Annotated in this window: 4 protein-coding genes; 1 reads left to right on the top strand and 3 read right to left on the bottom strand. The window is 64.4% G+C overall.

Features of this window, described 5'->3' with window-relative positions:
* Positions 1-226: 226 nt before the first annotated feature.
* From KIP79_RS45940 to KIP79_RS45930, 3 genes are all read right to left on the bottom strand, one after another.
* Positions 227-1,225, bottom strand: coding sequence for an alpha/beta fold hydrolase (locus KIP79_RS45940; protein WP_250214960.1), 999 nt, complete (start codon positions 1,223-1,225; stop codon positions 227-229).
* Between the two features lie 310 nt (positions 1,226-1,535).
* Positions 1,536-2,000: a hypothetical protein gene (locus KIP79_RS45935; RefSeq protein WP_214111390.1), complete on the bottom strand. Its 465-nt coding sequence runs from the start codon at positions 1,998-2,000 to the stop codon at positions 1,536-1,538.
* An 85-nt stretch (positions 2,001-2,085) separates the two neighbouring features.
* Positions 2,086-2,874 (bottom strand): PhzF family phenazine biosynthesis protein, encoded by a 789-nt coding sequence (locus KIP79_RS45930; RefSeq protein WP_214111389.1) that lies wholly within the window; start codon positions 2,872-2,874, stop codon positions 2,086-2,088.
* A gap of 109 nt (positions 2,875-2,983) precedes the next feature.
* On the opposite strand from KIP79_RS45930, the gene KIP79_RS45925 reads away from it, so the two are divergent.
* Positions 2,984-3,364 (top strand): cell division protein SepF, encoded by a 381-nt coding sequence (locus KIP79_RS45925; RefSeq protein WP_214111388.1) that lies wholly within the window; start codon positions 2,984-2,986, stop codon positions 3,362-3,364.
* Positions 3,365-3,597 lie beyond the last annotated feature (233 nt).

Raw genomic sequence — 3,597 nt, 5'->3', positions numbered from 1 at the left:
CCCGCCCACCCGCTACGGACATCAGCCACCACGTGGAAGCAGTCCTCGAGGTCCGGTAGGAGTGGGACGGAGGACCAGTTCCCAGGCCCGGTCATGGCCAGATCGTCGAACGATCGTGGCCAGGGACTGAGGAAGATGCCACCCCTCGTTGGCCAGGGACTGAAGGAGATGCCACCCCTCGTCGGCCAGGGCCTGCGGTAGATGCCGCTTCCTCGTTCAGGTGTTGTCAGTCCAGGAATGTCGCGGTTGTCGCCACGAATGGGCCGGCAGCGTCGATCCAGGGGAAGTGGCCGGATTCTGGCTGGATGACGAACGTGGCGTTCGGGAAGAGGGTGGCGAGTTCGGCGGCGGCGGAGGGAGGTGTGTTCAGGTCGAACTCTCCGGCGAGGACGAGGACCGGCGCGGTGAACGTGGCCAGGGCCGTACGGGTGGTGTCCGGGTTGAATACGCTCTCAGCGCCGAAGAGAGCGGCTGCGTCATCGTTACGACGGCCGTCCTGGGCCGCCTGGTGAGTTTGTGCCTTCGCGTCCCATCGGCCGTAGAAGAAGGGGTTGATGGCCTCCCGCGTGGCCTCGGTGGCGTTGCCGGCCACCATTGCTTCGAGGGTTTCGAAGGCTGGACCGTACCAGGGCTCGTTCTTCCGGAGCCGCGCCGTCTCTAGCCGGGATTCCCCGGTTACCTCCATGCCTACAGCCCTGGTGCTTGGAGTGATCAGGGCCAGCCTGCGGACGCGTTCGGGATGACGGGACGCGTACAACACCGCGAGGTTGGTGCCGGCGGAGTGGGCGAGGAGATCCAGCCGGTCAAGGCCAAGATGTTCACGCAGCGCCTCGACATCGTCGACAAGCCGGTCACACCGGTAGGAGGAAGTGTCCTGCGGTATCGCCGACAGGCCGGTCCCGCGAGGATCCACCAGGACCAGCTGCCGATGCGCCGACAACCCACCGAGTTCCCCCAGGTAATCCGAGTCCTGCATCGGACCACCCGGCAGACAGACTAAAGGAAGACCTTCCCCAGACACGTGGTAGGCGAGCTTGGTCCCGTCATATGCGGAAAAGGTAGACATGACGAAGACCTTGTCAGCGCCGTCTTCATCGAAGCAACAGAGTATCCCGCAAGTCCTCGACTCCTCGGCGGTATCCGGCTGTTTCGGCCGAAACACCTTCCGACGCATCAGCGTCCGGGAGTTCGCCCGCCGGGCCGGCACCAGCGCCAAGGGGGTCATGGGCCTTGAGGAAACTGACTCCGATCAGCGCCAAGCGGGTCATGGGCCTTGAGGAAACTGACTCCGATCAGCGCCAAGCGGGTCATGGGCCTTCAGGAAACCGACTCCGATCAGCGCCAAGCGGGTCATGGCCCTTCAGGAAACCGACTCCGATCAGCGCCAAGCGGGTCATGGCCCTTGAAGAAGCCGACCCCGAGCGGCATCCGACAGCCGGGGAGGTGCCCGAAATCTTGGGTCGCCTGGGGGTACCCGGCTCAAAGCGGCCACGAAGAAGATCAACAGCTAGTGCGGTGAATTCGCCGGTGCGCAGTCAAATAGCGTCACCCAACTGTTTGGCCAGCCGCTCCAGGCCGCCCCTGATGAGCCGCCCATAACCGTCGTCGCCAAGCGCGCCGATCTCGGCCTGCGCCTGTCGGAGGTGCTCGCGGGCGCGACTCAGATCACCCAGCTTGCGATAGCACTCGCTCAAGTTGAGGTGCAACGACGGATACAAGCCGGCCACCGAAAGCGTCATCCCAGCCTGCGCCACCCGCTCATCAGTGACCAGATCGGCAGCAGCAAGTGCTCGCAGATCCCACATCAGCTCCTGGTGCACGTCGTCTTGCACATCGGCCATCGAGTGTGCAAGGACGCAAACATGCAGCGGGTCGCCTTGCTCGCCGCCGATGTCGTCCCAGATCTGCGCGAACAAGTCGCGAGCGGCTTCACGCTGACCTTGGTGGTGATGCAACTCCACCCCCTGGCCGATCCGGCTCATCGTTGGGTCGGCGGTCATCAGGGGGCTCCTTCACCGTCGCGGGCGTGTGGGTCAGCCTACTTGCCTTAACGACCTTCAAGTGGCTGACCAACCCCAGGAGGTTTCAGGTCAGCAGGGTGCCGGACCAGATGGTTACCGCCTGGCCGGCCAGCTCGACCCGGTCGCCCAGGAGGGTGGTTCGGAGTTGTCCGCCACGGGGGGACAGTTGGTGGGCGGTCAGTGTGGCCACGCCCAGTCGCCCGGACCAGTAGGGGGCCAGGACGCAGTGGGCAGAGCCGGTGACGGGGTCTTCGGGTACACCTACGCGGGGGGCGAAGAAGCGGGAGACATAGTCGGCGTCGGAATCCGGTGAGGCCGCGGTGACGATAATGCCGCGAGCTTCCACGGTGGCGAGAGCCTGGATATCGGGATTCAGTTCCCGAACCGCCTCAGCTGATTCAACCTCCACCAGGAGATCGAATTCACTACGGCCCACCCAAATCGGCTCAACCCCGAGCGCGGACACCAAACCATCAGGAGGGGAACAGGGGACCGCGGGTTTGGCGGGGAAGTTCATCGTAATAGACCCTTTCGGGTCACGATCAACCGACAGGATGCCGCTTTGGGTGGAGAACGCGATAGGCCCGGTTTCGAGGCCGATCGAATAGAGGATATGAGCCACGGCCAAGGTGGCATGGCCACACAGGGCCACCTCGGTAGCGGGGGTGAACCAACGGAGAGAATACGGCTGCTCCCCCTCCCATCCCAGCAGAAAAGCTGTTTCCGAATGCCGCATTTCGGCAGCTACTTCTTGCATCCACGACTCGGTTACCGGTGCTTCCAGCAGGCAGACGGCTGCCGGGTTACCCTTGAAAGGCCGGTCGGTGAATGAATCCACGGTGAAGAGTCGCATGTTCAGCACCCTACAAAGATAAATCTAGGTTGTGGCGTGTCGGGTCGGCAACAGAAAATCGTCGGTTAGCGTCCCAAGTGTCGGGACAAACCCGGAAAGGACGAAGCCGATGGGGGCAGTACGCAAGGTGGCGAGCTATCTTGGTCTGGGCGGCGCCGAGCAATATGAGGAGCCTTACCACGAGGAGCAGTATGAGGACGACTGGGTTCCGGCTTCGGAGCGAGCGGCCCGGCGCTGGCACACCGAGGGTGAACCGTCCCGCATCGTGATGGTACGCCCACGAAAATACGACGACGCTCTCACGGTGGGCCGCCACTTCCGCGACGGCCACAGCGTGGTGATGGACGTCGCCACCATGTCCACCACCGAGGCCACTCGAATGGTGGATTTCGCCGCCGGCCTCGCATACGGCTGCGAGGGCCGGATCGAACGCATCGCGGACAAGGTCTTCCTCCTCACCCCGTCGAACGTCGAGGTTACCTCGGTATAAGAAGGCCCCCGGTGTAGTCCCCAAACCCCCACACTGGGGCCACCACCCTCACACCGGGGTGCCACCGTCGACACCGCGCCGACGATCCCGACCGGGACGGCCACCGCCCTCACACCGGGGTGCCACCGTCGACACCGCGCCGACGATCCCGACCGGGACGGCCACCGCCCTCACACCGGGGTGCCACCGTCGACACCGCGCCGACGATCCCGACCGGGACGGCCACCGCCCTC

This window comes from Acrocarpospora catenulata (assembly GCF_018476525.1).
Taxonomy (GTDB): domain Bacteria; phylum Actinomycetota; class Actinomycetes; order Streptosporangiales; family Streptosporangiaceae; genus Acrocarpospora; species Acrocarpospora catenulata.
Note: the sequence above shows the minus strand (reverse complement) of the source record. Positions and strands in the feature narration are given on the sequence as shown.

Bases quoted from the DNA above. Each gene is read 5' to 3' on its own strand.
- KIP79_RS45930 (WP_214111389.1), bottom strand. From the start codon at position 2,874: ATGCGACTCTTCACCGTGGATTCATTCACCGACCGGCCTTTCAAGGGT.
- KIP79_RS45925 (WP_214111388.1), top strand. From the start codon at position 2,984: ATGGGGGCAGTACGCAAGGTGGCGAGCTATCTTGGTCTGGGCGGCGCC.
- KIP79_RS45940 (WP_250214960.1), bottom strand. From the start codon at position 1,225: ATGACCCCCTTGGCGCTGGTGCCGGCCCGGCGGGCGAACTCCCGGACG.
- KIP79_RS45935 (WP_214111390.1), bottom strand. From the start codon at position 2,000: ATGACCGCCGACCCAACGATGAGCCGGATCGGCCAGGGGGTGGAGTTG.